Origin of the sequence: Bradyrhizobium sp. HKCCYLS3070, assembly GCF_051167575.1 — a bacterium.
GTDB lineage: Bacteria > Pseudomonadota > Alphaproteobacteria > Rhizobiales > Xanthobacteraceae > Bradyrhizobium.
In genome coordinates this window covers 377,970-404,044 of sequence record NZ_JBNPTI010000004.1, presented here as the reverse complement: position 1 = coordinate 404,044, position 26,075 = coordinate 377,970, and the positions used below count along the sequence as shown (strand labels likewise).

General features: G+C 64.7%; 26 protein-coding genes. 16 read left to right on the top strand and 10 right to left on the bottom strand.

Features of this window, described 5'->3' with window-relative positions; translation table 11 throughout:
* Positions 1 to 102: 102 nt before the first annotated feature.
* Positions 103 to 1,641, bottom strand: coding sequence for an acyl-CoA synthetase (locus ACQR03_RS16925; protein ID WP_316172694.1), 1,539 nt, complete (start codon positions 1,639 to 1,641; stop codon positions 103 to 105).
* A 169-nt stretch (positions 1,642 to 1,810) separates the two neighbouring features.
* Positions 1,811 to 2,983, bottom strand: a complete 1,173-nt coding sequence (locus ACQR03_RS16920; RefSeq protein WP_315825929.1) for an acetyl-CoA C-acetyltransferase — start codon at positions 2,981 to 2,983, stop codon at positions 1,811 to 1,813.
* Positions 2,984 to 3,121: 138 nt separating this feature from the next.
* Between ACQR03_RS16920 and ACQR03_RS16915 the strand changes: the two genes are divergently transcribed.
* The 8 genes from ACQR03_RS16915 to ACQR03_RS16880 all read left to right on the top strand — a co-directional run bounded on the left by ACQR03_RS16915 (position 3,122) and on the right by ACQR03_RS16880 (position 12,350).
* A complete protein-coding gene (locus tag ACQR03_RS16915) occupies positions 3,122 to 3,781 on the top strand; it encodes a TetR family transcriptional regulator (RefSeq protein WP_315825930.1) in 660 nt (219 codons plus the stop codon).
* A gap of 82 nt (positions 3,782 to 3,863) precedes the next feature.
* Positions 3,864 to 4,622 (top strand): SDR family NAD(P)-dependent oxidoreductase, encoded by a 759-nt coding sequence (locus tag ACQR03_RS16910; RefSeq protein ID WP_315825931.1) that lies wholly within the window; start codon positions 3,864 to 3,866, stop codon positions 4,620 to 4,622.
* Positions 4,623 to 4,776: 154 nt separating this feature from the next.
* Positions 4,777 to 5,583 carry an enoyl-CoA hydratase/isomerase family protein gene (locus ACQR03_RS16905; protein ID WP_316167344.1) on the top strand — a complete coding sequence of 269 codons (807 nt, stop codon included), beginning with the start codon at positions 4,777 to 4,779 and terminating at the stop codon, positions 5,581 to 5,583.
* 41 nt (positions 5,584 to 5,624) lie between these two features.
* A complete protein-coding gene (locus ACQR03_RS16900) occupies positions 5,625 to 7,493 on the top strand; it encodes an AMP-binding protein (protein WP_316172693.1) in 1,869 nt (622 codons plus the stop codon).
* Positions 7,494 to 7,628: 135 nt separating this feature from the next.
* On the top strand, positions 7,629 to 8,756 hold the full coding sequence (locus ACQR03_RS16895; RefSeq protein WP_315825934.1) for an acyl-CoA dehydrogenase family protein: 1,128 nt from the start codon (positions 7,629 to 7,631) through the stop codon (positions 8,754 to 8,756).
* A 156-nt stretch (positions 8,757 to 8,912) separates the two neighbouring features.
* Positions 8,913 to 10,157: an acyl-CoA dehydrogenase gene (locus tag ACQR03_RS16890; protein WP_315825935.1), complete on the top strand. Its 1,245-nt coding sequence runs from the start codon at positions 8,913 to 8,915 to the stop codon at positions 10,155 to 10,157.
* A 123-nt stretch (positions 10,158 to 10,280) separates the two neighbouring features.
* Complete coding sequence (locus ACQR03_RS16885; RefSeq protein ID WP_316167346.1) at positions 10,281 to 11,528, top strand: acyl-CoA dehydrogenase; 1,248 nt, start codon at positions 10,281 to 10,283, stop codon at positions 11,526 to 11,528.
* Positions 11,529 to 11,702: 174 nt separating this feature from the next.
* Positions 11,703 to 12,350 carry a nitroreductase gene (locus ACQR03_RS16880; protein WP_316172756.1) on the top strand — a complete coding sequence of 216 codons (648 nt, stop codon included), beginning with the start codon at positions 11,703 to 11,705 and terminating at the stop codon, positions 12,348 to 12,350.
* A gap of 632 nt (positions 12,351 to 12,982) precedes the next feature.
* Here the strand turns inward: ACQR03_RS16880 and ACQR03_RS16875 are convergent.
* The 4 genes from ACQR03_RS16875 to ACQR03_RS16860 form a co-directional block, all read right to left on the bottom strand.
* Positions 12,983 to 13,666, bottom strand: a complete 684-nt coding sequence (locus ACQR03_RS16875; RefSeq protein WP_315713741.1) for an acyl-homoserine-lactone synthase — start codon at positions 13,664 to 13,666, stop codon at positions 12,983 to 12,985.
* An 82-nt stretch (positions 13,667 to 13,748) separates the two neighbouring features.
* On the bottom strand, positions 13,749 to 14,483 hold the full coding sequence (locus ACQR03_RS16870; protein ID WP_315713742.1) for a LuxR family transcriptional regulator: 735 nt from the start codon (positions 14,481 to 14,483) through the stop codon (positions 13,749 to 13,751).
* 157 nt (positions 14,484 to 14,640) lie between these two features.
* Positions 14,641 to 15,435 (bottom strand): enoyl-CoA hydratase/isomerase family protein, encoded by a 795-nt coding sequence (locus ACQR03_RS16865; protein ID WP_316193496.1) that lies wholly within the window; start codon positions 15,433 to 15,435, stop codon positions 14,641 to 14,643.
* Positions 15,432 to 16,544, bottom strand: a complete 1,113-nt coding sequence (locus ACQR03_RS16860; RefSeq protein ID WP_315713744.1) for a cyclic nucleotide-gated ion channel — start codon at positions 16,542 to 16,544, stop codon at positions 15,432 to 15,434. The genes ACQR03_RS16865 and ACQR03_RS16860 overlap by 4 nt, the downstream gene beginning before the upstream one ends.
* 294 nt (positions 16,545 to 16,838) lie before the next feature.
* Here ACQR03_RS16860 and ACQR03_RS16855 point away from each other — a divergent pair, with 294 nt between their 5' ends.
* The 4 genes from ACQR03_RS16855 to ACQR03_RS16840 all read left to right on the top strand — a co-directional run bounded on the left by ACQR03_RS16855 (position 16,839) and on the right by ACQR03_RS16840 (position 19,601).
* Complete coding sequence (locus ACQR03_RS16855) at positions 16,839 to 17,507, top strand: Crp/Fnr family transcriptional regulator (RefSeq protein ID WP_434841745.1); 669 nt, start codon at positions 16,839 to 16,841, stop codon at positions 17,505 to 17,507.
* A 20-nt stretch (positions 17,508 to 17,527) separates the two neighbouring features.
* Complete coding sequence (locus ACQR03_RS16850; RefSeq protein WP_315713746.1) at positions 17,528 to 18,409, top strand: DUF6537 domain-containing protein; 882 nt, start codon at positions 17,528 to 17,530, stop codon at positions 18,407 to 18,409.
* A gap of 307 nt (positions 18,410 to 18,716) precedes the next feature.
* Entirely contained in the window at positions 18,717 to 19,067 is a 351-nt protein-coding gene (locus ACQR03_RS16845) for a DUF3307 domain-containing protein (RefSeq protein WP_315714361.1), read from the top strand.
* A gap of 141 nt (positions 19,068 to 19,208) precedes the next feature.
* A complete protein-coding gene (locus ACQR03_RS16840) occupies positions 19,209 to 19,601 on the top strand; it encodes a hypothetical protein (RefSeq protein ID WP_315714362.1) in 393 nt (130 codons plus the stop codon).
* A 23-nt stretch (positions 19,602 to 19,624) separates the two neighbouring features.
* Here the strand turns inward: ACQR03_RS16840 and ACQR03_RS16835 are convergent, their stop codons facing one another.
* Entirely contained in the window at positions 19,625 to 19,945 is a 321-nt protein-coding gene (locus ACQR03_RS16835; RefSeq protein ID WP_315713747.1) for a YkgJ family cysteine cluster protein, read from the bottom strand.
* Positions 19,938 to 20,636 (bottom strand): helix-turn-helix transcriptional regulator, encoded by a 699-nt coding sequence (locus tag ACQR03_RS16830; protein ID WP_315713748.1) that lies wholly within the window; start codon positions 20,634 to 20,636, stop codon positions 19,938 to 19,940. The genes ACQR03_RS16835 and ACQR03_RS16830 overlap by 8 nt, the downstream gene beginning before the upstream one ends.
* Before the next feature lie 218 nt (positions 20,637 to 20,854).
* On the opposite strand from ACQR03_RS16830, the gene ACQR03_RS16825 reads away from it, so the two are divergent.
* Positions 20,855 to 21,583, top strand: coding sequence for a glutathione S-transferase family protein (locus ACQR03_RS16825; RefSeq protein WP_315713749.1), 729 nt, complete (start codon positions 20,855 to 20,857; stop codon positions 21,581 to 21,583).
* A gap of 120 nt (positions 21,584 to 21,703) precedes the next feature.
* Here the strand turns inward: ACQR03_RS16825 and ACQR03_RS16820 are convergent, their stop codons facing one another.
* Positions 21,704 to 22,336, bottom strand: a complete 633-nt coding sequence (locus ACQR03_RS16820) for a pyridoxamine 5'-phosphate oxidase family protein (protein WP_434841744.1) — start codon at positions 22,334 to 22,336, stop codon at positions 21,704 to 21,706.
* 120 nt (positions 22,337 to 22,456) lie between these two features.
* Here ACQR03_RS16820 and ACQR03_RS16815 point away from each other — a divergent pair, with 120 nt between their 5' ends.
* A complete protein-coding gene (locus ACQR03_RS16815) occupies positions 22,457 to 23,341 on the top strand; it encodes a LysR family transcriptional regulator (RefSeq protein WP_434841743.1) in 885 nt (294 codons plus the stop codon).
* A 131-nt stretch (positions 23,342 to 23,472) separates the two neighbouring features.
* On the opposite strand, the gene ACQR03_RS16810 is transcribed toward ACQR03_RS16815, so the two are convergent.
* Positions 23,473 to 23,886 carry a PaaI family thioesterase gene (locus ACQR03_RS16810; protein ID WP_434841742.1) on the bottom strand — a complete coding sequence of 138 codons (414 nt, stop codon included), beginning with the start codon at positions 23,884 to 23,886 and terminating at the stop codon, positions 23,473 to 23,475.
* A 412-nt stretch (positions 23,887 to 24,298) separates the two neighbouring features.
* Between ACQR03_RS16810 and ACQR03_RS16805 the strand changes: the two genes are divergently transcribed.
* Together ACQR03_RS16805 and ACQR03_RS16800 are read left to right on the top strand one after the other, a co-directional pair.
* Positions 24,299 to 25,315 (top strand): TRAP transporter substrate-binding protein, encoded by a 1,017-nt coding sequence (locus ACQR03_RS16805; RefSeq protein WP_434841741.1) that lies wholly within the window; start codon positions 24,299 to 24,301, stop codon positions 25,313 to 25,315.
* A 245-nt stretch (positions 25,316 to 25,560) separates the two neighbouring features.
* On the top strand, positions 25,561 to 26,070 hold the full coding sequence (locus ACQR03_RS16800) for a TRAP transporter small permease (protein WP_315713754.1): 510 nt from the start codon (positions 25,561 to 25,563) through the stop codon (positions 26,068 to 26,070).
* Positions 26,071 to 26,075 lie beyond the last annotated feature (5 nt).

The window sequence follows — 26,075 nt, the reverse complement described above, 5'->3', positions numbered from 1 at the left end:
CGCTCATGTGGCGCCAAGCTGGAGCTTATACCCTTCGCATCATCGGCTGCGGTGGCTATGGGTCCCGGCGCAAGGCCGGGACGACAGCTACCGTTATTGGAGCTAGGCCGCGCCCTTCTTCGGCCAGTAGCGTTCGCGCAGGTGGCGCTTGACCAGCTTGCCGGTCGGCGTACGCGGAAGCTCCGGCTCGAAATCGATCGAGCGTGGGCACTTGATCGGCGACAGATGCTGGCGGCAGAACAGGATCAATTGCTCCTCGAACGCCTTGCCGGCGCGCGCCATGTCGTGCGGCTGCACCACCGCCTTGACCTCCTCGCCCATCTCCTCGTTCGGCACGCCGAACACGGCGACATCGGCGACGTCGGGATGCGTGATGAGGACGTCCTCGGTCTCCTGCGGGTAGATGTTCACGCCGCCGGAGATGATCATGTAGGACTTGCGGTCGGTCAGATAGAGGAAGCCGTCGGCATCGAGATAGCCGACGTCGCCGAGCGTCGACCAGCCCTTGTCGTTGTAGGCCCGCTTCGTCTTCTCCGGATCGTTGTGATAGGAGAACACCGGCGCGTCGGCGAAATACACCGTGCCGATCTCGCCGGTCGGCAGCTCCTCGTCATTCTCGCCGAGGATCTTGATCTTGCCGACAACGGCGCGTCCGACGCTGCCACGATGCTCCAGCCACTGCTTCGAGGTGCAGACGGTGACGCCGTTGCCTTCGGAGCCGGCATAATACTCGATCAGGATCGGACCCCACCACTCGATCATCCTGGCCTTGACGTCGACCGGGCAGGGCGCAGCGGCATGGATCGCGCCCTTCAGGGTCGACACGTCGTAGCGCTTGCGCACGTCCTCCGGCAGTTTCAGCATGCGCACGAACATGGTCGGCACAAGCTGCGACTGCGTGACCTTGTACTTCTCGACCAGCTTCAGGAAGTCTTCGGCGTCGAAATGCTCCATGATGATCGAGGTGCCGCCGAGCACTGATACCATCATGTTGAAGCGCAAGGGAGCTGCATGATAGAGCGGCGCCGGCGACAGATAGGTGCTCTCGGCATTCATGCCGCACATGTCGGCGCACAGCACGCGCAGGAACTGGTTCGGCTGATCGATCGGATTGCCTTCGAAATCCTTCTTGATGCCCTTCGGCCGTCCGGTGGTGCCCGACGAATACAGCATGTCGTAGCCGGCGACCTGATCGGCGATCGGCGTCTTGGGCTGGGCGCCGGCCTCCTTGTCCCAGGAGCGGAAGCCGGGCTCGGGCTCGTCGATCATGAAGAACAGCGGGCCGTCCTTGGCCGTCGCGAGATCGCGCACCTGCTCGGCGCATTTCGGCGAGGTGATGAAGACCTTGGCGCCGCAATCCCTGATGATGTAGGCGATCTCGTCCTTGGTGAGATAGCGGCTGATCGCGGTGTAGTACAGGCCGGAGCGCTGCGCCGCCCAGGCGATTTCCATGAACGCCAGCCGATTCTCCATCAGGAAGGCGATATGGTCGCCGGCCTTGAGCCCCAGCGCACGGAATAGATGAGCGCCCTGGTTCGAGAGCTCGTCGAGCTCGCGATAGGTGATGGCCTTGCCGGTGCCGGCCATCTGATAGGCGATCTTGTCGGGATGGCTGCGGGCGTGAATGGAGGGGTGGGTCATGAGAGCTCACCGCTGATCAGGAACAAGGTGTCGTCCCGGCCTCGCGCCGGGACCCATAACCACAGGATCCTGTGGTGATAACGAGCTGCCGCAACAGCTCGCGCAAAACGTAGCGCGGTGGTTATGGGTCCCCGCGTTCGCGGGGACGACACCGTTGTTGTTGCGCGATCTACAGCCGCTCCACGATCGTCACATTCGCCATGCCGCCGCCTTCGCACATCGTCTGCAACCCATAGCGCTTGTTGCGGGCCTTCAGCGCATGCAGCAGCGTGGTCATCAGCTTGGTGCCGGAGCCGCCGAGCGGATGGCCGAGCGCGATCGCGCCGCCATTGACGTTGAGGCGGTTCGGATCGGCGCCGATGGTCTTCAGCCAGGCGGTCGGCACGGAAGCGAACGCCTCGTTGACCTCATAGAGATCGATCTCGTCGATCGACATGCCGGCCTTCTGCAGCGCGCGCTGCGTCGCCGGGAGCGGCGCCTCCAGCATGATGACGGGGTCGCCGCCCATCATGGTCATGTGATGGACGCGGGCCAGCGGCTTGACGCCGAGCGACTTCAGGCCGCGCTCGTTGACGACCATGACGCCGGACGCGCCGTCGCAGATCTGGCTGGCCGTGGCCGCCGTCAGCTTGCCGTTCTCGGCGATCAGCTTGACGCTCTTGATGCCGTCGAGGCTGACGTCGAAGCGGATGCCCTCGTCGATGTGGTGGGTGTCGGTCGAGCCGTCGGCACGGGTGATCTCGAGCGGGATGATCTCGTCCTTGAAGTGGCCTGCCTGCGTGGCGGCAATCGCGCGCTGATGGCTGTTATAGGCATATTCGTCGAGTTCATCCTTGGAGAGACCGTACTTCTCCGCCATCATTTCCGCGCCGGTGAACTGGCTGAACTGGATGTTCGGATAGCGGCTCTCGATGCCAGGGCTCTTGTAGTGCCCGAAGCCGTTCTTCGCCGGAAGCGTGGAGGAGAGACCCATCGGCACCCGGGTCATCGACTCCACGCCGGCGGCGATCACGACATCCATCGCGCCCGACATCACTGCCTGCGCGGCGAAATGCAGCGCCTGCTGCGACGAGCCGCACTGCCGGTCGATCGAGGTGCCCGGCACGCTCTCCGGCAGCTTCGAGGCCATCACCGCATTGCGCGCGATGTTGTTCGATTGCTCGCCGGTTTGCATCACGCAGCCCATGATCACGTCCTCGACCTGGTCCGGCGCGGCGCCGGAGCGATCGACCAGCGCGTCCAGCACCTTCGCCGCGAGGTCGGCCGGATGCCAGCCGGCCAGCCGTCCTCCCTTGCGGCCGCCGGCCGTGCGTGCGGCCGCGACGATGTAGGCTTCCGCCATGACGTATCCTCCCTAGACTTGGTGTTCGTGATTGGCGGCGATTTAAATGCCCGATCGAGCGTTAGTCAATCGATCAATTAACTCTTGAGATCAACTCCGGCTTCGGCTTATCTGCCTCGATCAAGCGCGAGACATGTCTTGGGACCTCAGCTTCACAACAGCGTGCCAGAGAAACTTCCCGCGGGGCGGAATGCGACGGCGGAGAAGCTGCTGGACGCCGCCAGCGAGCTGATGATCGCGAGGTCCTCGATCGAAATCTCGCTCAGCGACATCGCGCAGAAGTCCGGCTCTAATGCAGCGCTGGTGAAATATCATTTCGGCAACAAGGACGGCCTGCTGCTGGCGCTGCTCGCCCGCGACGCGGCGACCGAGGTGGCCAATCTCGAATATCTCCTGGCGCAGCCGCTGCCGCCGACGGCGAAGCTGAAGCTGCACATCAGCGGCATCATCCGCGCCTATCACCGGTTTCCCTACATGAACCGGCTGATCCATTATCTGCTGCATGAGAGCAGCGCGGAGGCGGCCGACGAAGTGTCGAAGTTCTTCGTGGCGCCGCTGCTCGATTTCCATCGCCGGCTCATCGAGGAGGGCGTCGCCAGGGGCGAGTTTCGCGCCGTCGATCCGGTGCTGTTCTACACCAGCCTGATCGGCGCCTGCGATCACCTGTTCTTCGGCCGCCACGCGATGTCGCGCGCGATCGGCGTCGGCCCGGTCACCGATGATGTCTGCCGTCAGTACATCGCCCATATGGAGGCGCTGATCTGCGGTGGAATATTGAAACGGGCGAGTGGCGAATAGGGAGTCGCGAATGGGGGAAGCCTCTATTCGCTACTCCCTATTCGCTATTCGCAAGCAAAAACGTCTAGGGAGGAAACCTGACATGCAGTTGAACAACGTTGCCGTTCTCATCACCGGCGGTGGCTCGGGTCTCGGCGCAGCTACGGCGCGCGCCATGGCGGCCAAGGGGGCCAAGGTGGCCGTGCTCGATCAGAGCCTGGAAAACGCCGAGAAGATCGCCGCCGAGATCAAGGGCGTCGCGCTGCATGCCGACGTCACCAATGAGGATCAGGTCAAGGCCGGCCTCGCCAAGGCCGAGGCGGCCCACGGCATCGCCCGCGTGCTGGTGAATTGCGCCGGCATCGGCGGCTCGCAGCGCATCGTCGGCAAGGACGGCGTCTATCCGCTCGCCAAGTTCGCGCGCATCATCAACGTCAACCTGATCGGCACCTTCAACGTGCTGCGGCTGTTTGCCGAGCGCCTCGTCACCGCCGAGCCGGTCGGCGAGGAGCGTGGCGTCATCATCAACACCGCCAGCGTCGCGGCCTATGAAGGCCAGATCGGCCAGATCGCCTATTCGGCCTCGAAGGGCGGCGTCGTCGGCCTGACCCTGCCCGCTGCGCGCGATCTCGCCAGCCAGAAAATCCGCGTCAACACCATCGCGCCCGGCCTGTTCCTGACACCGCTGCTGATGGGACTGAACGAAGAAGCGCGCAAGAGCCTGGGCGCCCAGGTGCCGCATCCGGCCCGGCTCGGCGACGCCTCCGAGTACGGTAACCTCGCCGTCCACATCGTCGAGAACCCGATGCTGAACGGCGAAACCATCCGCCTCGACGGCGCCATCCGCATGGCCCCGCGCTGACGGCAACCTCCGCCGTCGTCCCCGCGAACGCGGGGACCCATACTCCGCGGCGTCTGTGATAGGCAGACTGGCAGACGCCGCACTCTTACCAATCAAGCCGGTGGCTATGGATCCCGGCGTTCGCCGGGATGACACTGAGGGTGGAGCGCGCGCCATGTCCCAACCGCTGCTGATCGAACACGACAATGGCGTCGACCGGGTGACGCTCAATCGCCCGGAGAGCCTGAACGCGCTCGACCCGGCGCTGATCGACGCGCTCAACACTTATTTCGAAAGCCTGCAGCGCAATCGCACCACGCGAGTCGTCGTGCTCAAGGGTGCCGGCAAGAACTTCTGCGCGGGGCTCGATCTGAAGGCCGCGATGCAGCGGCGCGGCGGCGTCAATGAGCCGCCCAGCGTGACCGAGTCGCTGGACTCGCAGCGCCGCATCGCCGACATCGTGATGCTGATGCGGCGTTGCCCGCAGCCGATCATTGCGCTGGTGCAGGGCGCAGCCGCCGGCGGCGGCTTTGCGTTGGCGCTCGCGGCCGATATCCGCATCGCCAGCCGCTCGGCGCGGATGAACTGTGCCTTCATCAAGCTTGGCTTAGGGGGCTGCGACATCGGCACCAGCTATTTCCTGCCGCGCCTCGTCGGCGTCTCCGTCGCATCGGAGCTGATCCTCACCGGCCGCTTCATCGGAGCCGAGCGCGCGCTCATGGTCGGGCTGGTGTCGGAAATCGTCGAGGACGATATGCTCGAGGGCGCGGCTGCGCCCTTCGTCGATGCGATGATGACGGCCTCGCCGGTCGGACTTCGACTCTCAAAGGAATGTCTCAACATGAGCGTCGATGCGTCGTCGATCGAAGCCGTCATCGCGATGGAAGATCGCAACCAGGTGCTGTGCAGCCGCTCGGAGGATTTCAAGGAGGGCATTCAAGCCTTCCTCGAGAAGCGCAAGCCGGTCTATACCAACCGCTAGATATCAAGATCCGCAAAGGACGATATTTCGGGAGACGCAAAATGGACGGGACGGCAGCGAAGGTGTTGGAGAAGCCGGCATTCCGCAAGGTCAACTGGCTGGCGCGCGACATCGATATCGAGAGACGCGGTGACGGCGTCATCGTCATCAAATCGCGCATTCCGCTGCAGGCCTATGAGCCGCATTTGGCGGCGCCGCTCGCCCGCTGGGCTAAGGAGGCGCCGACGCGGACCTGGCTCGCGCAACGCAGCGGAGCCGAGCGGCAATGGCGCAAGCTGTCCTATGCCGAGGCCAAGCGCACCGTCGATGGGCTGACGCAGGGCCTGCTCGATTTGAAGCTGGACGGCCGCCCCGTCGCCATCCTCTCCGGCAATTCGATCGAGCATGCGCTCATCACCATGGCCGCGATGCAGGCCCGTTCGCCGGCCGCTCCGGTGTCGCCGGCCTATTCCCTGATGAGCCACGATCATCTCAAGCTCAAATATCTGTTCGGCCTCGTGAAGCCGGGCGTGGTCATGGTGCAGGACGGCCCGACCTTCGAGAAGGCGCTCAAGGCGCTCGATCTCGACGGCGTCACCGTCGTTCATGTCGCGCGTCCGTGCGAGGGCATTGCGAGCATCAGCTTCGCTGATCTCGCCGCGACGCCGGTCACCGGCGCGGTCGACGCGTCGATTGCGCAGATCACACCGGACACGGTCGGCAAGCTCCTGTTCACCTCCGGCTCGACCGGCATGCCCAAGGCGGTCATCAACACCCAGCGCATGATGTGCGCCAATGCAGCGATGATGATGCAGACGCGGCCGCGCGGGCCTGATGCGCCGATCTCGACGGTGCTCGACTGGATGCCATGGAATCACACCATGGGCGGCAATGCGCTGTTCAATCCGCTCTTGATCGAGGGCGGCACGCTCTACATCGACGACGGCCGGCCGATGCCCGGCATGTTCGACGAGACCATCCGGAACCTGCGCGAGGTGTCGCCGACCTATTACGCCAATGTGCCCGCCGGCTATGCGGCGCTGGCGGCGGCGATGGAGAAGGACGATGCGCTGTGCCGCTCCTTCTTCAAGGATCTGGGCATCATGGCCTATGGCGGCGCGCGGCTGCCGGACGATCTGTACGAGCGGATGCAGGCGCTGGCGGTCAAGACCACCGGCGAGCGCATCGTGTTCTACACCGGATGGGGCTCGACCGAGACGGCGCCGACCTCGACCGGCACCTATTGGAACACGGAGCGGGTCGGGCTCATCGGCCTGCCGTTCCCCGGCGTCGAGCTGAAGATGGTGCCGACCGGCGACAAATACGAGCTGCGCCTGCGCGGCATCAACGTGATGCCCGGCTATTTCGGCCAGCCCGAGCTGACGAAGAAGGCGTTCGACGAGGAAGGGTTCTACTGCATCGGCGATGCCGGCGTGTTCGTCGATCCCAATGACCCGGCGCAAGGCATCATCTTCGCCGGCCGCGTGGTCGAGGATTTCAAGCTCACGACAGGCACCTTCGTCCATGTCGGCTCGCTTCGCACCGATGCGATCGCAGCCGCAACGCCGGCGATCCACGATGCACTGGTGACCGGGCAGGACCGCGAATATGTCGGTCTCCTGGCCTGGCCCAATCTGCACGCCTGCCGCCAGTTGGTCGGCGATCCCAACGCGACGTTCGAGGACGTGGTGAAGCATCCGGCCGTCATCGACTGCGTCCGCCGTGGTCTCGAAGCCCATAATAAAGAGTGCGAGGGCGCGACCAGCCGGCGCATCGGCCGCGCCATGCTGATGGTCGAGCCGCCCTCGATCGACGGCCATGAGCTGACCGACAAGGGCTACATCAACCAGCGCGCCGGTCTCGAACGCCGTGCCGCGCTGGTCGAGCGGCTCTACGCGGCCGAGCCCGACAGCGACGTGATCGTGCTGTGACGACGCATTTTGAAACCGTCATTCCGGGGCACTCGCGAAGCGAGTGAACCCGGAATCCAGAGATAAATCAGATCGAGATTCCGGGTTCGATGCTGCGCATCGCCCCGGAATGACGATCAGGAAGCAGGTGAGGCCATGAACTTCGATTTCTCCGACGACCAGAAGCAGTTGCGGGACCAGGCGCGGAAATTCCTCGCCGAGAAGTGTCCGCCCAAGGCGGTGCGTGTCGTGCTCGATGGCAAGGAGCCGTATGACCGAGCGCTGTGGAAAGGCTTCGCCGAGATGGGCTTCCTCGGCGTCGCCATTCCTGAGGAGTACGGCGGCGCGGGCGCCGGTCATCTCGAGCTCTGCGTGATCGCCGAAGAGGTCGGCCGCGCGCTGGCGCCGGTGCCGTTCTCGTCGACCGTGTATCTTGCCGCGGAGGCCCTGATGCTGGCCGGCAGCGATGCGCAGAAGCAGGCCTGGCTGCCGAAGATCGCCAATGGCGAGGCGATCGGCACCTTGGCGTTGTTCGAGGGCACCGGCAATCCGTCGCCCAAAGCGATCAAGTGTGAGGCCGCCAACGGCGTGCTCAACGGCACCAAGAAGCCGGTCGCCGACGGCGCCATCGCCGATCTCATCATCGTTGCCGCGCGTACCGGCTCGACCGGCCGCGACGGCGACATCTCGCTGTTCCTGGTCGACCCCAAGGCGGGCGGCGTCGAAGCCAAGGCGCTGACCAATCTCGATCCGACGCGCGGCCAGGCCGAGCTCACCTTCAAGAACTGCAAGGCGGAGCCGCTCGGCGCCGCCGGCGAGGGTTGGAGCATCATCACCCAGGTGCTCGATCGCGCCGCGGTGCTGACGGCGTTCGAGCAGGTTGGCGGCTCCGACCGCGCGCTGGAGATGGGCCGCGACTACGCGCTCGACCGGATCGCCTTTGGCCGTCCGATCGGCTCGTTCCAGGCGGTCAAGCACATGCTGGCCGACATGTACGTCTCGGCGACCTTGGCGCGCTCCAACTCCTATTATGGCGCCTGGGCGCTCTCGACCAATGCGCCGGAATTGCCGGAGGCCGCGGCCTCAGCGCGCATCAGCGCGACGCAAGCCTTTCAACACTGCGCCAAGAACAACATCCAGGTCCATGGCGGCATGGGCTTCACCTGGGAGTTCGACTGTCACATGTACTACCGACGCGCCAACGCGCTCGCGCTCGGCCTCGGCAGCCTCTCTTACTGGGAAGACCAACTGATCGACCGCATGCGCAAGCGCAATGCGGCGTGACCCAAGCCCGTCATTCCGGGGCGCTCGCGCGCGACAAAATGACCATGCCATTTTGCGCGGAGTGAGCGAACCCGGAATCTCGAGATGACTCACCTCTGGATTCCGGATCGACCCGCGTTGCGGGTCGTCCGGAATGACGATCTGAAAGGAATTCTCATGAACTTCGATGACACTCCGCAGGAGGCCGCGTTTCGCGCCGAGGCGCGCGCGTGGATCGCCGCCAATGCGCCGAAGCAGTACGAGGACGAACTGCGCGCGTCCTCGCTTGGCCGCACCGCGCTGAAGAACGCCAGCATTCTCGACGTCGCCAAGGCCTGGCAGAAGAAGAAGGCCGAGGCCGGCTGGGCCTGCTTGCACTGGCCAAAGGAATATGGCGGTCGCGGGTCCTCACCCATCGAGCGCGTGATCTGGCAGCAGGAGGAGGGGCCCTACGGCAAGCTGTCCGGCATGTTCATCATCGGCCACGGCATGTGCGGCCCGACGATGATGGCCTATGCCTCCGAGCAGCATAAGAGAGAGTATCTGCCGCCGCTGGCCTCGGGCGAGAAGGTGTGGTGCCAGCTGTTCTCCGAGCCGGCCGGTGGCTCCGACGTCGCCGGCCTGCGCACCCGCGCCGAGAAGCGCGGCGACGACTGGGTGATCAACGGCCAGAAGATCTGGACCTCGGGCGCGCATTATTCCGACTACGGCATCCTGCTGACGCGTACCGATCCGACGGTGCCGAAGCACAAGGGCCTCACCATGTTCTTCCTGGACATGAAGAGCCCGGGTGTCGAGGTCCGGCCGATCAAGCAGGCGAGCGGGCACTCGGATTTCAACGAGGTCTATTTCACTGACGTCGTGATCCCGGACTCGCAGCGTCTCGGCGCGGTCAATGACGGCTGGAACGTCGCGCTCACCACCTTGATGAACGAACGCATGTCGATCGGCGCCGGCGTCGCCACCGGCTTCCCGGAGCTGTTCGACTTCTGCTCCAACCTGATGCTGGACGATCGTCCCGCGATCGAGGACCGCAACGTGCGCTCGAAGCTCGCGAGTTGGGCGGTGAAGGCGAGCGGGCTGAAATACACCAGCATCCGCGCCATCTCGGCGCTGTCGAAGGGCGAGCGGCCGGGACCTGAGAACTCGATCGGTAAACTGGTCGCAGGACCGATGATCCAGGACGTCGCGACCTACGCGCTCGACCTGCAGGGCGCCGCCGGCGTGCTCAGCGGTCCCGAGGCCGAGCTCGCCGGAAAATTCCAGGCGATGCTGCTGCGCGCGCCCGGCACCCGCGTCGAAGGCGGCACCGACGAGATCATGCGCAACATCATCGCGGAGCGCGTGCTGGGTCTTCCTGGCGACATCCGCGTCGACAAGGACCTGCCGTTCAACCAGGTTCCGACCAAGGGACGAAGCTAACAAGTGCAGTCGTAGGGCGGGTTAGCGCAGCGTAACCCGCCGCTAGCTCGTACAACGCTGATCAAGTGGCGGGTTACGCCTTCGGCCAACCCCCGCCCTACGCATATCAAGTGAGGGTCAGGCATGAACTTTGACGACACCCCGCAGGAAGCCGCTTTTCGCGACACCGCGCGCGCTTGGATCGCGGCCAACGCGCCGAGGGAGCTGGAGGAGGAGCTCGCGAGCTCCTCGCTCGGCCGCATCCGGCTCAAGCACGCCGACATCGTCGAGGTCGGCAAGGCCTGGCAGAAGAAGAAATCCGATGCCGGCTGGGCCTGCCTGCACTGGCCGAAGGAGTATGGCGGCCGCGGCGCGACGCCGATCGAGCGGGTGATCTGGCAGCAGGAGGAGGGCGTCTATGGCAAGCTGACGCAGCCGTTCCAGATCGGCGAGGGCATGTGCGGCCCGACCGTGATGGCCTATGGCAGCGAAGAGCACAAGCGGCGCTATCTGCCGAAGCTCGCTTCCGGCGAGGAGATCTGGTGCCAGCTGTTCTCCGAGCCCGCCGGCGGCTCCGATGTCGCTGGCCTGCGCACCCGCGCCGAGAAGCGCGGCGACGACTGGCTCATCAACGGCCAGAAGATCTGGACGTCGGGGGCGCACTACTCGGATTACGGCCTGCTGATCACGCGCACCGATCCCAATGTGCCCAAGCACAAGGGCCTGACGATGTTCTTCCTGGACATGAAGAGCCCGGGCGTCGAGGTCCGCCCGATCAAGCAGGCCAACGGTATGCAGGAGTTCAACGAGGTCTATTTCACCGACGTCGTGATCCCGGACTCGCAGCGCCTTGGCGCGGTCGGCGACGGCTGGAACGTGTCGCTGACCACCTTGATGAACGAGCGCATGTCGATCGGCGCGCGGCTCGCCACCGGCTTCCCGGAGATGTTCGAGTTCTGCGCCAATCTGATGACCGAGAGCGGACTCGCCATCGACGATCGCGCCACGCGCTCGAAACTGGCGTCGTGGGCGGTCAAGGCCAGCGGGCTGAAATACACGAGCTACCGCGCGATCTCGGCGCTGTCCAAGGGCGAGCGGCCCGGACCTGAGAATTCCATCGGCAAGCTGGTCGCCGGCGTCATGCTGCAGGATATCGCAACCTACGCGATGGATCTCGAAGGCGGCGCTGGCGTGCTGACCGGCGCGGACGAGACGGTGACGCAGGGCCAGTTTCAGCAGATGCTGCTGACCTCGCCCTCGATGCGCATCGCCGGCGGCACCGACGAGATCTTGCGCAACATCATCGCCGAGCGCGTGCTCGGTCTGCCCGGTGACATCCGGGTCGACAAGGACGTGCCGTTCAACAAGGTGCCGACCAAGGGGCGCAGCTGATCCGACGGCATCACGACGGCCGTCTTCCGGGGGCGGTCGCTGTGGCGACCGGTCCGGAAAGACGGGGGGTGGAGGGCGAGCACAAAGCGAGCGTCGCCGGTCGTACGGAAGGTTGTCATGTCATCTGCGGCGCCAAAGTCAGAGCAGGATCCCATCACCATTCTCGAAGAGCTGATGGCCGCGCGCTTCTCCTGCCGCAGGTTCCGGCCCGAGCCCGTGCCGCGCGCGACCATCGAGCGCATCCTGACGGCGGCGCAAAAAACTGCGTCCTGGTGCAACAGCCAGCCGTGGCGTGTCGAGATCACCTCTGGTGCGGCGACCGAGGCTTTCCGGAAGGTGATGTATGCGGCGGCCTCCAGCGGCAAGGCGGCGTCGGGCGACTTTCCTTTCCCGCGCGAATACACCGGCGTTTATCTGGAACGGCGGCGCGAGAGCGGTTTCCAGCTCTACAACGCGCTCGACATCCCGCGCGGCGACAAGGCGGGTTATGCCCGGCAGGCGCTGGAGAACTACAATTTCTTCGGCGCGCCGCATGTGGCGGTCATCCACAGCGACGAGGCGCTCGGCACCTATGGCGCGATCGATTGCGGCGGCTACGTCACGAGCTTCATGCTGGCGGCGCAGGCGCTCGGCATTGCCACCGTGCCGCAGGCGGCGCTCGCGTTTCACTCCGACGTGGTGCGGCAGCACTTCGGGCTTGGCGCCGACCGCAAGGTGGTCTGCGGCATCTCGTTCGGTTGTCCCGATCTCGGTGACAAGGCCAACTCCTACCGCACCAGCCGCGCCACGGTCGCCGAAACGGTCCGCTTTCACGACGAATGACTTCCCGTCCGTCGGTCGCACGCGCGTATTTGTTGCCGGCGGAGTTCCGTTATCCGGGACTCCGGAGGGGCGAGACGCCCCACGAGTCCATTTTTGTAAACCGAGTTTGCTGAACAGGGAGCAGCTCCGGCGGCGGCGCCATGATTTTGCCGAGGTGTCGTCCACGTTCGGCGAGCGCGTTTCGGCAACGATGCTCGTGCTCTCCTGTCCGACCTTCACATCGAAAGCCGCCCTGAAATCAACAGTTTGTGTCTGCGATGCACCAGTCGAGACGCGCCGCTGCAGGACCGGACGTGTTGCGAGAGTCGGTGCAGGAGCGCTAATGGCTGCTGTTGGTCGAATTGGGCGCGCACTTTTCCTTCAGCTCGTGGGCTTCAAGCAATGATATTGACAAAATTCTCTCTAACATTTTGAGTTGCATCGCCCGAGCGTCAACGATGCAAAATTGCAGACGCTCGATGATCTTCTCGATTGAAGGTTCAGTCACGGCTCAAAACCTGAAGTGTCAGCGATGGATTCCATGAACACGCCGTCCAACCTTTATGCCCTCGAGGTGGACGAGGCGACGCTCCTTGGTCACCGCCTCTTGAAGGCTTTCCATAAGCTCAGGCTGAAGCGGCACAGGGAACAGATCATTGCGCTGGCTGAGCGGCTGGTGGAAGATGAAGAAAGATATCCGGCAGGGCCTGGCGGCTGACGTCTTCGAGCCCCTGCCACGTGAGGGTTGGCCGCGTCAGGCCGATCTGCTCGCAGAGTGACTTCCATGTCGTTTCGTCGCAGTCGACGAGCACGGCCATCACCGACATCCCGTCCATCATGTGAGGTACGCCGAGCGGCCGCGCCTTCCAGCCGCACTTCTCGAACCGCGGCAGCCACCAGGTTTCGAGCACGATCGAAAAGCCGGTCAACCCGATCGAGATGCCGTACTCCATGATTGCGGTGAGCAGCAGCATGTCGATCCGCGGGCCGGCATGCTCGCCGCGGCGCTCCGGGATCACGAAGATGCGCGACAGTTCGTAGACGTCGGGGCGCTGGATCGGGCCGCGCAGATTCAGATACGGGAAGATGTCGCTCATCAGCGTCGGCAACTGCGTCGGCACCGCGCGCATCGAGCCGATCAACTGGCCGTTGTCGATGCAGAACAGATAGACCGAATCCTCGGTGTCGAACTGATCGATCTCGCGCCCGTCGGGACGATCGAGTGCCATCCACTTGCGTTGCTTGACGTAGATCTCGTGGCGCAGCCGGTAATACGGATCGAAATATTTCTCGTACAGAGCGCGATTATCTTTTCGAACGACATGAATCTCAGGCATCGAAACCCCCGGTCGTCTGAATCAAATTGGGGTTTGCAGATTGCCGATGCGCTCGAATTGATCCAGTGGGAGAAACGACAGATCAGATCGAGATCTCGCCGTTGACAAGAGCGGTCGCAACCGTCGCCGTCTTGTTCTTGGTTGCTAGCTTGCGCTGTGCTTCTTCCAGATGCCACCGGACGTTGCGTTCGGAGACACCGAGGATGCGCGCCGTCTCCCACGCGGTCTTGCCGCGCGCCGCCCAGCCCAGCACCTCGGCCTCGATTCGCGACAGGCGTCGGCTCTGGTTGCTCGCGGCGGAGCGCGCCAGTGCGCGAAGCCTGCTGTGCGTGAAGATGCTGATCAGGTGCAGCGCGCCCCGCGCATCGGGAGCGAGATTCGGATTTTCGCCTGCAATGCTGACGGCGCCCACGGCATCGTCGTAGTGGATGGGAACGCAGAAGCCTTCGTTCAATCGGAAGTCCTTCGCGCGCGTCATCACCTCGTGCGCGCCGGGCTCGTCCTCGCGGTCATAGGGAGCCTCCGACCACGCAAATGGATTCAATGTCGAGATGCAGTGCCGCGGAATCGGATCGCAGCGGTGAAACTGCTCGCGCGCATACATGTCGAACCATTCCCGCGGCCAGCCGTTGGCGAGAATGGTTTGCTGCAGCGATTGGCCCGAGGTCGGCACGCCGGCCATGATGTAGGCGTGAAAGCCCAGGTTGCTGATCATCTTCTCGAACTGGGAGAGCACGCTCGCGCTGGTCTTCGACGCTTCGATCGCATCGACGTACTCCAGAGCTCGTCGTCCCCAATACGCGTCCATCACTTGCATGTGAAAGTCTCCGCCCGTGGTTCAAGCTAGCCACGGACAAAAGGCTGTCAACCGCAAATTGGAGATTCAGGTCGATAGTTCGTTGAGCGTGTGTCAGAACACCGGCTGGATACAGACGTTTGCATGCAAAATTTATCAGTTCGGGGCGCGGCTGCGCTCAGAATTTCGGCGTTCTCTTCTCTGCAAACGATTTCATGCCTTCCTGGATTTCGGCGCCGCTCATGCTGTCCCGATGCCTGCGACGAGCCGCCGCATCGTCGAGGGCTCCGCGTGCAAACTCGTTGATGGCGCGCTTCATGCCGCGCATGGCCTGCGGGGCGTTGCCGGCCAGAATGGCCGCCAGCCGGTCGACCTCCGCGTCGAGCGCATCGGCCGTCGCCACGCCGGTGAGATAGCCGATGCGCAGCATCTCGGCCGCGTCGATCTTCTCCGCCGTCAGGAACAGACGCTTGGCATTGTCGATACCAAGGCGGGACACGTAGCGCTTGATGCCATTCGGGTAGTAGTGCAGCCCGAGCCGCGCTGCCGGCATGAACATCTCGCTGGTATCGACCCCGATCCGGAAATCGCAGGCCAGCGCCAGATCGGTCGAGCCGCCATAGACCCCGCCGTTGAGCCGGCAGATCGTCGGCAGCGCGAGGTCCTCCAGCCGGTCGACGACCTCCTCGAATGCCGGGCTGGAAGCCTCGGCCGTATCCGCCGGCGTTGCGCCGATGGCGCCAAGGTCGAAGCCGGCGCTGAACGCCCGCCCGGTGCCGGTCAGGACCAGCACGCGCAAGGCGGCGTTGGCCTCGACCCGGTCGAACAGCGCCAGCAGCTCGCCGAGATCCTCCGGCTGGAGCCGGTTGAGATGCTGCGGACGATTGAGCCGAATGGTGGCGCGTGCGCCGTCGATGGTCAGGAGCGGCATGCTCGGTGCGTCATCGGCCTGGGTGGTCCGTCCTGTCGTCATGTCCTGTTCTCCATGGTTCGGCGCCTGGCCTCGGCATCGATGCTCTGCGCCAGATCGGGGTGGCGTGCCATCAGCACGCGGAAATCGACGAGGTCGAGGACCAGCAGCTTCGACAGTCCGGTCGTGCTGATGTCGGCCGAACGCAGGTTGTTCCCGAGCAGCGCCATCTCGCCGAAGAACGCGCCCTCGCCGAGCCGGACCTTCTTGCCGGGAAGGTCGACCTCGACCTCGCCGGCGGCGATGAAATACATGCAGTCCCCCGGCTCGCCCTTGCGGATCACGGTGGCGCGCGGCGGCAGGTCGATGGTGCGCAGCATCTGCGCGACGTCGGCGATCGTGGCGGGCCCGAGGCTGGCGAAGAACGGTACCCTGCTGACCGATTCCCAGGTCTTCAGAAAGTTGTCGCGCCGGGTTTCCGCGGCGAAGCCGGTCGCCAGGATGCCGGTCCATAGGCCGAACACGCCGAGGCCGGAGATCATCACCGTGGCGGCAACCACCCGCCCGAGCGGCGTGATCGGCACCACGTCGCCATAGCCCGTGGTGGTGAGGGTCACGACGGCCCACCATAGCGCGGAGGGGATGGTGCCGAAGGTGGCCGGCTGCTCGTCATGTTCGAGCGCGTATTCGGCGACCGATCCGAGAAACAGCACCAGCAGGAACAGCACCAGCACCGACAGCAGCGGGCGTGCTTCGACCACGAGCACCCGGCGGAGCTGGCGCAGGCCAGGCACGCCGGGGATCACCTTGAGCACCCAGATGACCGCCAGCAGCCACGCGGCGCGCGACTCCATGCCCGAGACCAGCGCAACCGGCACGGCGAGGGCGGAGAGCGTGTCCAGCAGTCCCCGGCCCGACATCAGGTAGGTGGCGGCGCGATGCGCCCGCACCGCCTGCTGAACCCGAGCGGCCCATTCGACGACGAAAAAGACAAGGCATCCCCACAGCAGGGCGATGATCCAGCGCCCCCCGGCCTCGTAGGCGGGGTCCATCGTCAACAACACCATGGCGCTCATGCCGAGCGCCACGGCCACATAGGCCGCTCTGGTCATGTTGCGTCCGGTCAGCGCGGTGACGAATGCCGCCAGGGCAGGGTGCTGCGGTTTGGTCATTGCGGGCGGGCGTCAGTCGCTGATCTCAGAGCCGCAGGAGATCGCGGCGGCGTCAAGGTGCCCCGATCGGGGGAATCCCGTCAACGATGCGGGTGGATCGGTTTTGCAGCGTCATCCGGCAGGTCCAACCGTTCTACTTCGACCGGGGAATTTTTCCGTACCGGCTCAAATACCGGTTCAAACGTCGTCTGTTCGCCGTATATCAGAGGTCGGCATGGACACGCTAAATTAGGCAAAAGGAGGCTCGGAACCGAGCGTCCGCCCTCCTGCGTCCCAAGAGTCTGGTTGATCCCGATGGATACCTCACACCTGGCCGAACATGCGGGCGCCGCCGGCAGCCTCTTCGCCTCGATCTTCGTGGTCGCCACGCTGTCGATGCGGACGATGATTCCGCTGCGGGTATTCGCCATCCTCACCAATATCGTCCTGATCGCGACCGCGGTGCCGATGCACAACTACCCGGTCCTGATCCTGCACGGGGTGCTGCTGCCGCTCAACAGCTACCGGCTCCACCAGATGCTGCAGCTGGTCCGCGACGTGAAGCAGTCGGTCAACAGCGACCTCTCCATGGAATGGCTGAAGCCGTTCATGACCGAGCGCAAATGCGGTCCAGGCGAGGTGCTGTTCTACAAGGACGAGAAGGCCGACAGCATGTACTACATCGTCAGCGGCCGCTTCCGCCTGGTCGAATCCGGTATCGAGCTGCCGGTCGGTGCGATCGTCGGCGAGTTCGGCATGATCTCGCCGTCCAATACGCGCACGCAGACGCTGGAATGCGTCGAGGGCGGTCTGATCCTGTCGGTCTCCTACGACCAGGTCGAGCAGCTCTACGTCCAGAACCCCGCCTTCGCCTTCTACTTCCTGCGCCTCGCCAGCGCCCGGCTGTTCCAGAACATCGAAACGCTCGAGCGGCGGCTGGCGCAACAGACCACCGCGCCGGCGCCCGTCGCCAAGCCGGCGTGATCCGGGGAGCCTGAAGCCCAGTGGAAAGCGTCCGGTCCTCGCTGCGATATCTGTTCGCCGACGTCATCGGCGTCGACGATGGCGAGCCGCCTTTTCTGCCTCAGGGCCTTCCTGACGCCGCCGTGCCGGCGGTGAGCGATGGCATCCATCTGCTGATGGAGTATCAGGGCGCGAGCTACGCGCAGCTCTATGTCGATCGCATCAAGCGGTTCGTGCGCAGATCGAACGTCGATGCCGGCATGCTGTCTCAGATCGCGCAGCTGCTGGCTGCCCGCATGGCCTACGAGGATCCGATCCGGATCGCCCAGCTCAGATTGATCAGCCTCGACATGGGGAAGCGGCCGGAGGGACGCGAGAGCGACGACGTCAGGAGGTTTCGCCTCGACGAGCTGATCGGTGCGCTGCCGCAAGCCGTGGCGGAATCGTTGCTGGCAGCCTTCGAGCAGATCGGCTGGTTAGGTCGGCGCCGGGTCAAGGTCCGCTTTTCGGTCCGATCGCGGTTGGCCATTCGCCGCCTCAAGCTGATGGCCGGCCTGCGGCGCTGGCGGCTGCAGTCGGTGCGCTATGGCGAGGAGCGCGCCTGGGCCGAGCGGTGGCTGCACATGATCGCGCGCGCGCTGGACAAGCAGCCTGCGGCGGCGCCCGCCGTGATCGCGACGGCGACCATGATCCAGGGGCAGGGCGACGGCTACCGGCAGGGTCTCGCTGATTGGCATGCCATCATCGATGGCCTGGCCAAGCCCACCTTCGATGGCGTCCTGCCGATCTCGGATCTCGCCTCCGCCATCGCCGAGGCGCGCGCCGTTGCGCTGGCAGAGCCGGGACAGGGGGCGCTGAAGCGGACCATCGCGCAGATCCGGGCGAGGGCGCTCTCAGTGCCGAAGACCAACGCCGCGGAATGACGCCGCCGCTGCGACGGTTGCCGCCGGATGCGCCGCGCGGCGTGGGTAACCTTACCCCCGGCGGGATTGCCGCGAAGGGTAGCAAGGTGCGATTTGAAGTTCCCTTTCGCGTGCAATTCGCTACCGGAGATGTCATAAGCGTCGCATACGCGTCGAATTGGCCGGGTATTCTCATCAGATTGCGCTGAACGCCTCCAGTTCCCCGTGCGTCCAAGGTTGGTTCCAAGGGTTAGTCGTAGCGAGAGCGTCAGCTTTGTCTTTTCCCTCTTTGTCGTCGCAGGTTCCGGTTGGTGCGCTGGTCGGCTGGATGCTGCTGCTGACCTTCAAGCACATCATTGGCGACTTCGTGCTGCAGAACGCCTGGATGGCCTATGGCAAGGACCAGCGGAAGGGCTGGGCGCTGCCGCTGTTGGTGCACTGCCTGATCCATCTCGCCGTCGCCATGGTCCTGATCTTGATCGTCGCGCCAAGATTCTGGTTCGTCGCCGTGATCGACTTCGCCATTCACATCACGATCGATCGCATCAAGGGCATCTGCTCGTCGCGGTTCGGCATGAACACCGAGCACCCCTGGTTCTGGACCTTGATCGGCGTCGACCAGGCGCTGCATCACCTCACCGGATTCGGGCTCTCGATCTTCATGGCCGCAAATGGCTGAGCGTTCGGCCACGGTGCGTCGCGGCGAAGCCGCACCGACCGCGGCAGTCCCGTGTCAAGCCGGGGGTGGGACGACCGTTCGGTTTGGTTAACCGGTCATTAGCGATTCGCGCTGCATCGTCGCGTCATGGCAATCAAACCGATGCTTCAAAGCCGCGATGCGTTCGACAGCGATTCGTGCCCGGTCGGCGACGAGCTTCTCGGTGAACTCTACCGTGCCGACGCCAACGGGCTACCCGCGCTGGTCGAGAGCGTCTCCGCCGATGTGAGGGCCATGCTGGCGCTATTCTGTTACCGGCGCACGCATCTTCACCCGCTGGCGCTTGCGATTGCATCCACGTGCAGCGAGCAGGTCCTGTCGCAGTTCGGTGGCCGGGTCGGATCGGCGCTGTATGCGCAGTCCCGCGGCGGTCGGGCGGGTCCGGCCGGCGCGACCTCGAGCCGCAAGCCGATCTCGCTGTCGACCAAGCCACTCTCGGTGATGAAGCCGTTCGAGGACGATCTCGACGACAGCCCCGAGCCGGTCACGGCCTGACTCCCCGTCTTCCTTGCCTCTGCTCAGGCGAGCACGGGCAGCCCGAACTTGCGCCGGGCCATCGCACATTCGGCGTCACCCGGCATGCAAATGCGGCACACCTCGGGGCGGATCGCGTAGATCCGGCACGCCACGGCGCGCGCGATCTCGCCATCGAGCGCACAGCAGCGGTTGCCGTCGCAGCGCATGCCCGACAGCCGCTCGTTGACCAGCTCGGCCGGGATCAGGTCGAGCGCGGCATCCTCCTCGATCGTGAAGCGCGGCCAATTCGACGAATAGGCGCAGCACGCGCCGCAGCTCTGACAGGGGCTGCTGTCAGTCTCGCCAGACATCGGTTCAGACATCCTTGGGAACCTCCCACACCAGGCTGCGCCGCCATTTGGCGCGCAGCGCCTCGCGCCTTTCGGGATATTTATCGTCGAGATAATCCGCCTCGACGACACGGTCGGTCCTGAAGCTGCGGAAGTCGCGGCGCAGCTCGCACCAGGCGGCGAGGATGCGCACCGCGTCATGATAGCCGATCGCGATCGGCCAGATCACGCGCTCGCTGTCGCGGCCCTGCTCGTCGCGATAGCGCAGCCTGATCTTGCGTCCCTCGTGGATCTGCGAGCGCGTGCGCGACATGTCGATGCGGTCCGGCTCGCGCATCCACGGCCGCGGCGCGCGGCTCGCCGGTTCCAGCACGAATGGCCGCAGCCGCTCCGGCACGGTGTCGGCGATCTTGGCCATCAGGTCCTCCGCCGCGCGCGCCAGCACCGGGTCGGCGTTGACCGCGACCCATTGCGCGCCAAGCACCGCCGCCTCGATCTCGTCCGGCGTCAGCATCAAGGGCGGCAGATCGAAACCTTTCTCCAGGATGTAGCCCATGCCGGCCTCGCCGCGGATCGGCACGCGCTGGCCGATCAGGGTGGCGATGTCGCGATAGATCGTGCGCTTCGAGGTCTCGAGCTCGGCCGCGATCGCATCCGCCGTCAATGGGCGGCGCGTGCGTCTCAGCACCTGGATGATCTGGAATAGCCGGTCGGCGCGTCTCATGGTGTGTCCTGCATGGGCGAGCACCCCCGCCGATGCTGACAGGATGCTGGCAGCAGCCTGTCCTTATACCGGGCCAACAACGAGATTGAAGGGGTGATGTCGATGATGATGTTTTATGGCCTTGGCCTTGCCACCACGCTACTGCCGCTGCTGACACCATGGTGGCAGCAGCATGCTCGTAGCGTCCGGCGTCTGCTCAGGAAGTCGGGAGTGCTGTCATGATCACATTGTTCGGTTTGGGCGCGGGCTTCGGCCTGCCGGAGATCAGCCCCTTCGTCACCAAGACGGAGGTGCAATTGAAGATGGCGGGCCTCGCTTTTCGGAAGCAGCGGGCGATGCCGCCGGCATCGCCGAAGGGGCAGCTGCCCTTCATCGACGACAGCGGCGAGCTGATCGCCGATTCGACCTTCATCCGCGCCCATGTCGAGCGCAAATATGGCTTCGACTTCGATCATGGGCTCGACGTGCGCGCGCGGGCGCAGGCCTGGGGGTTCGAGCGTATGATCGAGCATCACCTGTATTTCGCGCTGGTCGGGGCGCGCTGGGTCGATCCGGTCAACTTCGCCAAGGGGCCGGCCCACTTCTTCGACGGCGTGCCGGCCGACAAGCGCGAGAAGCTGCGCGAGGACGCGCAGTTTCGCGTCGCCGAGAACTATCTGATCTCCGGGCTCGGCCGCCACGCGCCGGACGAGGACGTCGATCTCGCCGCACGCTCGCTGCGCGCGCTGTCGGTGCAGCTCGGCGACCGGCCCTATCTGATGGGCGATCGTCCTTGCGGCACCGACGCGACGGCGTTCGCCGTCGTCGCCGGCATCCTCACGCCGTTCTTCGAGTCCGAGCTACGCCGCCGCACCGAAAGCTTCGGCAATCTGGTCGCCTATGCCGAGCGCATGATGGCGCAATATTTTCCGGAGTTCGAATGGGGCAGGGCGGCCGAGGCGGCGTGAGCTGATCAGTCGAGTCCCACTCACCGTCATTCCGGGTTCAATCGCCAGTGCGCCGCTGCGCACTGGCGACTGCCCCGGAATGACTAACAAGCCAAAGGCATAGCCCGCAGCGCGCAGGACCTAGGCGGAGGGCTTGCTCTCGCCCTTCAACCGCGCCAGTTCGGTCTCGAGCTCCGCGATGCGAGCATCGCGAACGGCCAGCGCTTCCGCGACGTCGGCCGCGTCGAACTTCTGCGGGATGTGCTGCGGGCAGTTGGTGTCCCACGCGCTGATCGTGAACAGGATGACGTGCTCGGGCCGCGCCTTGTAGCCTCTCGGCATCAGCGTGGCCGTCAGCGCGGCATCATCCTCCACCACCCGCGCCGTCCCCCAGATCTTCACCCGGCGGCGATGCGCGTAGTCCATGATGAAGATGTAGGCGTGCGGGTTCTCCGACAGATTGCCCTGGGTGATATATTGCCGGTTGCCGCTGAAGTCGGCGAAGGCCAGCGTGTGGCTGTCGAGCACCTTGAGAAAGCCCTTCGGTCCGCCGCGGTGCTGGATATAGGGCTGGCCGTCGGCCGAGGCGGTCGCGAGATAGAAGCTCGTGGCCTCGGCGAGGCGGCCGGCGAGATCGGCGTCGACCTCGTGGCGAAAGCCGCGGCTCTGCTCCACATGCGCGTAGCTCTCGCGCGACCCCTTGCGCGCCTGGATCGCCTTGACGGCGGGGGAGAACATGACGTCGCCGGGTGCCTGGATGGTTGTCTGGGTCATCGCAATGACTCCTTGTCGCTGCGGCAGTGACTGCCGCCGTGGAGCCAATATGGTCCCAATCCTCTTCGGAAATAATCTGGCCAGTTGACATTGGATCGTTGCAGATGCTGCAATAATCCCATGGACCGCATCGATGCCATGCAGGCTTTCGTCACCGTCGCCGAGCTGAACGGCTTCGCACCGGCGGCGCGCCGGCTCAAGCTGTCGCCATCGGCGGTCACCCGTTTGGTCGCCGCGCTCGAATCGCATCTTGGCGTCCGCCTGCTGCAGCGGACGACGCGCTCGGTGACGCTGACCGATTCCGGACGACGCTATCTCGACCGCGCCAGCCGCATCCTGGCCGATCTGGCGGAGGCGGAGCGCGCCGCGGAGAGCGAGCGCCTGCAGCCGGTGGGGCGGCTGGTGGTCTCGGCGCCCGTCGGCTTCGGCCGGCTCCATGTCGGTCCGGTCATGGCCGCGTATCTGAGCCGCTATGCCGAGGTCGCGGCCGAGCTGCGCCTCGAGGACCGCCAGATCAATCTGGTGGAGGATGGCGTCGACTGTGCCGTTCGTATCGGGCATCTCGGCGATTCGTCGCTCGTGGCCCGCCAGGTCGGCAGCATGCGCCGGATCGTGGTCGGAGCTCCCGCCTACTTCAAGGTCCATGGTGAGCCTCGGACGCCCGAGGCGCTGACGAAGCACCAGACCATCCAGTTCGGTCCGTCCGACGAATGGCGCTTCATCAAGGACGGCAGGGAACTGCGGATGGCGGTCAGCCCGCGGCTCGTCACCAACAATGCCGACGCCGCGATCCAGTATGCCGAGGCGGGCGGCGGCGTGACACGGGTGATGGCCTATCAGGCCGCGGACACGCTGCGCGGCGGCCGTCTCAAGCGGGTGCTGGCGAAATACGAGCCTCCGCCGCTCCCGATCCACATCGTATTTCCGAGCTCCCGCCTGCTCTCCGCCAAAGTGCGCGCCTTCATCGACCTGATCACCGCAACCTGCGACTGGCGTTTCGACTGAAAGCGACTACGACGCCACACCCCGTCATTCCGGGGCAAGGCCGAAGGCCTTGAACCCGGAATGACGAGTGGATGCGATTGCGCCGACCTTGGTGCGGCACTGGTCTTGATGCGAAAGATCGGCGGTTTCGATCACCCCTTCTTCGGCACCACCCGGAAGGTCGCGTTTGCACGCGCGATCACGGCGTCGTCGGCCAGCACCAGGCTCTGGACGAAGCAGACGGTGCGTCCGCTCTTGATGACGTCGCTCTCGACGCTGAGCCACTGTCCGGTCCCGGCGCTGCCGATGTAGTCCACCGCGAGGTTGATCGTCACCAGCGACGCCTTCCAGCCAAGCGCCTGGGCGCAGCTATAGCCCATCGCATTGTCGGCCAGCGATGCGATCAGCCCGCCATGGATCAGCCCGCGCGAATTGGTGTGCGGCGTGGCGAGCCGCAGGCCGAGGATGATGGCCTTGTCGGTTTTCTTGGCGTAGAGCGGCTCCCAGGGATCGGTGAACGGGCTCTTGCGGAAATGCGGTTCGAATCCGGCGGGGACGCTGCTCATGCGTGTCTCGATCGTTGCTGGCGATGTCCGCAGTCAACGACATCAGCGCGGATTTTGCACCGCCTACAAAGTTTCAAACGTCTTTTGCGCGGGCGTTTGACACGTTGCGCATCGGATGCACGCGGATGGGGCGCGCGCGATGTCGCCGGGCGTCCGGTGCGGCCCTGCGGCAATTTCGTGGTGCGATGCTCCCGCCGTGCAATTTCGGGTGCAGGCGAGATCCTTAACGTGTTAATGAAATGGCCACGGGCCTGCAACTTTCGTCTGCCAGACTTGCGCTGGCGGGCGCGCTAGGCTCCGCTTGGCGCGTGCACTGGTGGCCAACCTGCCGCCGCGCTTGCAATGATGCTTATATGCTATAACAATGAAGCAAAGGGCCCTCGAAGGCCCACTGATGGAGGAGACGATCCCGATGAGGAAGACGCTTCTGGCGTTGGCTCTGGCCGCCGGTGTGACCCCCGCGCTCGCGCAGGACAAGACATTCGAATTGAAGATCTCGCACTGGGTGCCGGCGAGCCATCCGCTGCAGAAGGCGCTGGAGGATTGGGCCGCGTCGGTCGAAAAGGCCTCGGGCGGCACCATCAAGGGCAAGGTGTTCCCGGCCCAGCAGCTCGGCAAGGCGTTCGACCATTACGACATGGCGCGCGACGGCATCGCCGATGTCACTTATGTGAATCCCGGCTATCAGCCTGGCCGTTTCCCGATCATCGGCGCCGGCGAGCTGCCGTTCCTGATTTCCGACGCCAAGGGCGGCTCGGAAGGTTTGGACGCGTGGTATCGCAAATATGCCGAGAAGGAGATGAAGGACGTCAAGTATTGCCTCGCCTTCGTCCACACGCCGTCGGCTTTCCACACCCGCACCAAGAAGGTCGTCGTGCCCGAGGACGTCAAGGGCATGAAGATCCGCCCGGCCGATGCGACGATCGCCAATTTCGTCACCCTGCTCGGCGGCACCAATGTGCAGTCGTCGGCGCCGGAAGTGCGCGACATCATCGAGCGCGGCGTCGCCGACGGCGTCACCTTTCCGGCGGGCTCGCTGGTGCTGTTCGGAGTCGACAAGGTCACGAAGTACCACATGGATGCGCCGTTCTACGTGACGACCTTCGTGTTCGTCATGAACAAGGACAAGTACAACCAGATGTCGGCGATGCAGAAGAAGGCGATCGACGACAATTGCAACACGGAGGCCGCCGGCAAGGTCGGCGAGCCCTGGGGCAAGTTCGAGGACGCCGGCGTCGACAAGATCAAGGCCGAGTCCGGCCAGGAGGTCTACAAGCTGACGCCGGAGCAGACCGCGTTGTGGAAAAAGGCCTCCGAGCCGCTGTTCAAGACCTGGGCCGATGGCGTCAAGAAGACCGGCGTCGATGCCGAGGCCGCCATGACCGAGCTGAAGGCCTCGCTCGTCAAGTACAAGGCGCTGGCACAGTAGCTTCTTTTCATACCCAAGCTCTTGCGCGGCGGACGGTGCGCTCCCTCTCCCCGTTCCTTACGGGGAGAGGGTTGGGGTGAGGGGCAGCCGCACGCACCGACCGTGCGGAGAGCCCCTCACCCGGATTGCATCTACGATGCAATCCGGCCTCTCCCCGGGAGCGGGGAGAGGCTAAGAACCGCCCGCTACGCAGCAGCTCGCTTCGCATCCACCATAACCACCAAGCTTTCTGACACGGGGACGCCATGCAGCGCGCCTTCATGGACCGGATCATCGACGGGATCGAGTGGATCGCCGCGTTCTTCGTCGGCATCGTCGCGCTCGACATCTTCCTGTCGGTGCTGCTCCGCAACACGCTGAACTATTCGATCCCCGATTCCTTCGACATCGGGCGCATGCTGCTCGGCATCCTGATCTTCTGGGGCATCGCTGCGACGTCATACCGCGGCACCCACATCACCGTGGATCTCATCTGGGGCAATGTTGGCCCGCGCTATCAGCGCTGGATCGACATCTTCGCAACGCTGGTACTGCTGTTCGTCGTCACGGTGCAGACCTGGACCCTGTTCGACAAGGTGCGCGGCACCTATGAGGACAACGTCCTCACCTTCGATCTGCACATGCCGACCTGGCCGTTCTTCGCCGTCGCCTGGATCGGCGACGTTTCGGCGGTGCTCCTGATCGCCATCCGGACCTATCGCCTGATCTTCCACCCCGAGGAGATTCATGACCCTCAAGTCAAGCCCACGGAGTAGCGCCG

Excerpts from the sequence above, each read along its gene's own strand:
- ACQR03_RS16925 (WP_316172694.1), bottom strand. The coding sequence starts at position 1,641 with ATGACCCACCCCTCCATTCACGCCCGCAGCCATCCCGACAAGATCGCC.
- ACQR03_RS16920 (WP_315825929.1), bottom strand. The coding sequence starts at position 2,983 with ATGGCGGAAGCCTACATCGTCGCGGCCGCACGCACGGCCGGCGGCCGC.
- ACQR03_RS16910 (WP_315825931.1), top strand. The coding sequence starts at position 3,864 with ATGCAGTTGAACAACGTTGCCGTTCTCATCACCGGCGGTGGCTCGGGT.
- ACQR03_RS16905 (WP_316167344.1), top strand. The coding sequence starts at position 4,777 with ATGTCCCAACCGCTGCTGATCGAACACGACAATGGCGTCGACCGGGTG.
- ACQR03_RS16900 (WP_316172693.1), top strand. The coding sequence starts at position 5,625 with ATGGACGGGACGGCAGCGAAGGTGTTGGAGAAGCCGGCATTCCGCAAG.
- ACQR03_RS16895 (WP_315825934.1), top strand. The coding sequence starts at position 7,629 with ATGAACTTCGATTTCTCCGACGACCAGAAGCAGTTGCGGGACCAGGCG.
- ACQR03_RS16890 (WP_315825935.1), top strand. The coding sequence starts at position 8,913 with ATGAACTTCGATGACACTCCGCAGGAGGCCGCGTTTCGCGCCGAGGCG.
- ACQR03_RS16885 (WP_316167346.1), top strand. The coding sequence starts at position 10,281 with ATGAACTTTGACGACACCCCGCAGGAAGCCGCTTTTCGCGACACCGCG.
- ACQR03_RS16880 (WP_316172756.1), top strand. The coding sequence starts at position 11,703 with ATGGCCGCGCGCTTCTCCTGCCGCAGGTTCCGGCCCGAGCCCGTGCCG.
- ACQR03_RS16875 (WP_315713741.1), bottom strand. The coding sequence starts at position 13,666 with ATGCCTGAGATTCATGTCGTTCGAAAAGATAATCGCGCTCTGTACGAG.
- ACQR03_RS16870 (WP_315713742.1), bottom strand. The coding sequence starts at position 14,483 with ATGCAAGTGATGGACGCGTATTGGGGACGACGAGCTCTGGAGTACGTC.
- ACQR03_RS16865 (WP_316193496.1), bottom strand. The coding sequence starts at position 15,435 with ATGACGACAGGACGGACCACCCAGGCCGATGACGCACCGAGCATGCCG.
- ACQR03_RS16860 (WP_315713744.1), bottom strand. The coding sequence starts at position 16,544 with ATGACCAAACCGCAGCACCCTGCCCTGGCGGCATTCGTCACCGCGCTG.
- ACQR03_RS16855 (WP_434841745.1), top strand. The coding sequence starts at position 16,839 with ATGGATACCTCACACCTGGCCGAACATGCGGGCGCCGCCGGCAGCCTC.
- ACQR03_RS16845 (WP_315714361.1), top strand. The coding sequence starts at position 18,717 with ATGCTGCTGCTGACCTTCAAGCACATCATTGGCGACTTCGTGCTGCAG.
- ACQR03_RS16840 (WP_315714362.1), top strand. The coding sequence starts at position 19,209 with ATGCTTCAAAGCCGCGATGCGTTCGACAGCGATTCGTGCCCGGTCGGC.
- ACQR03_RS16835 (WP_315713747.1), bottom strand. The coding sequence starts at position 19,945 with ATGTCTGAACCGATGTCTGGCGAGACTGACAGCAGCCCCTGTCAGAGC.
- ACQR03_RS16830 (WP_315713748.1), bottom strand. The coding sequence starts at position 20,636 with ATGAGACGCGCCGACCGGCTATTCCAGATCATCCAGGTGCTGAGACGC.
- ACQR03_RS16825 (WP_315713749.1), top strand. The coding sequence starts at position 20,855 with ATGATCACATTGTTCGGTTTGGGCGCGGGCTTCGGCCTGCCGGAGATC.
- ACQR03_RS16820 (WP_434841744.1), bottom strand. The coding sequence starts at position 22,336 with ATGACCCAGACAACCATCCAGGCACCCGGCGACGTCATGTTCTCCCCC.
- ACQR03_RS16815 (WP_434841743.1), top strand. The coding sequence starts at position 22,457 with ATGGACCGCATCGATGCCATGCAGGCTTTCGTCACCGTCGCCGAGCTG.
- ACQR03_RS16810 (WP_434841742.1), bottom strand. The coding sequence starts at position 23,886 with ATGAGCAGCGTCCCCGCCGGATTCGAACCGCATTTCCGCAAGAGCCCG.
- ACQR03_RS16805 (WP_434841741.1), top strand. The coding sequence starts at position 24,299 with ATGAGGAAGACGCTTCTGGCGTTGGCTCTGGCCGCCGGTGTGACCCCC.
- ACQR03_RS16800 (WP_315713754.1), top strand. The coding sequence starts at position 25,561 with ATGCAGCGCGCCTTCATGGACCGGATCATCGACGGGATCGAGTGGATC.